This is a genomic window from Psychrobacter pasteurii (assembly GCF_900162815.1).
In the GTDB taxonomy this organism is placed as follows: domain Bacteria; phylum Pseudomonadota; class Gammaproteobacteria; order Pseudomonadales; family Moraxellaceae; genus Psychrobacter; species Psychrobacter pasteurii.
The window spans coordinates 1-1103 of record NZ_FUGD01000005.1 but is presented as its reverse complement, the minus strand read 5'-3'; the positions used below and the strand labels follow the sequence as shown (position 1 = coordinate 1103).

At 39.0% G+C, this 1103-nt stretch carries 1 protein-coding gene; it reads right to left on the bottom strand.

What is annotated here, in order from left to right:
* Positions 1 to 1052, bottom strand: a 1052-nt coding sequence (locus A1232T_RS00030) for an IS4 family transposase (RefSeq protein WP_077447461.1), incomplete at its 3' end; no start/stop codon positions are given.
* Positions 1053 to 1103 lie beyond the last annotated feature (51 nt).

The window sequence follows — 1103 nt, the reverse complement described above, 5'->3', positions numbered from 1 at the left end:
CTTATTAGAACCTCAAACACACGTCGATTGCCAGCAAAGAAATACTCACGCAAACCATCAATCAAAACATCCAAACCAATAGCAAACAAACTTTGCTGGGGTCGACCATGTTTCTTAAGCTTTCGTCTTTTAGGGTGCTGCTGTACAGTTTTAATCCCAATGCGATATGACCAACAAAATGCTAGCGCACAAACCGCCACTAACTTACTTACCCGATCCAACTGTGTAAGATGCGTATCTTCAAGATTAAACCCTCGTCCTTTAAAACAAGAAAACAAGGTTTCAATCTCCCAGCGTCTGCTATAAAGAGCCATAGCATCCGTATGATCTAAATTGTTGGTCGCTATGATGACATAATCGTTGTCAGCATCACGCTTTGCAAATAGACGAACTTTAACGCCATATACGGGAACAGCTCTGGCTAACATAAACGTTTCATGAGGGGATAGATGACGTAACAATGTCTTTATTTGTACCAATTTACCCTGATGATTGGCTACTAGGGTGTTGTGTTTGATGCGAATGCAAAACTTTATTTGCTCTTTATTTAGCCATTGAAACCACTCTTTGCCAACAAACTCTCTATCGGCTAATACATACTGTATTTTGTCTGCGCCAAAGGTGTTGATGAACTTTTGTATAAGCTCACATCTCTCATTACTATTGCTGTTACCTTTTTTATCAAGTAGTGTCCAGTATAAGGGAATAGCGATTCCTTGATGAACAACGCTGAGCAAAAAGATGTTAATGTTCTTTTTACCCCATTTCCAGTTGGTTCTGTCTATGCTGATGATGACTTCGTCTAAGTCAAAGAGTTGATAGATGAATTTGGCTAGCTGGTCTTGGTCTATGTCAACTTGTGCAAAGAAGCGTTGTAGCCGTCTGTAATTACTGTTTGTCCTACCTTTGACAAATCCTCTTGCTATTTGTTTGAGGTTGCTACTTTGTACTTGTATTATCGCTAGAGTAATTAAGGCTAAACACGTCAATCTTGCCTTGTTCATGGTTAGGTTTTGCGATAATATATTTATGAGCTGATTAAGGTTTGGCATAGTGTGGTTCGTAAGAAAAATTACTATTATGCCTTGTCCTTAGTCAGCTTT